Genomic DNA, 599 nt, shown 5'->3' with positions numbered 1-599 from the left:
GCTTGAAACAAGTTGAAGCGGATCTAAGTGCGATCGAAGCGCGCAACCTGTTTCGTGAAGATGCGATTGAAGTGCGTAAAGCGATTGAAGCGTATGTGCAGTACTCACAGCGCTCTGTAGCGTTTTTCAACCAATACGATCAAGGTCTGAAATCAGACAACGAATACCGTGCATTTATTTCTGAGTACCGCCGTGTTGGTAATGAAATGGTGCAAGGCATCAACACTTTGTCTAAACACGTGAACGATCAAGCGGTTGAATCAACAGCAAAAAGTAACGCACAAAACGAGCGTGTTCAAACTAATGCGATGCTGACGGTTCTTGCTGTGTTTGTGTTCTCGCTTATTGGCGCTTGGTTCCTATCTGGCATGATTGTTACACCAATCCAAAAGCTGCAACGTGTGATGCGTGAATTGGCGGCTGGTAACCTTTCTGTTCGTGCGGATGTCGAAGGCGACAACGAGATTGCTCAGCTAAGCAAAGACGTTAACCAAACCGCGTCTCAACTTTACAGCATCGTTGATCAGTTAACTCGAATCAGTGAAGAAGTGGCGTCTGCATCGACAGAACTTGCTGCAGTAATGACGCAAGCAGAAGCG

General features: G+C 46.6%; 1 protein-coding gene. It reads left to right on the top strand.

Annotated features, from left to right (window positions below; translation table 11 throughout):
* A partial coding sequence (locus tag R7R78_RS27860) for a HAMP domain-containing protein (RefSeq protein ID WP_225474818.1) occupies positions 1–599 on the top strand: 599 nt, incomplete at both ends.

The sequence above is a fragment of the Vibrio sp. 2134-1 genome (assembly GCF_033339495.1).
This window is presented reverse-complemented; position numbering and strand designations above follow the sequence as displayed.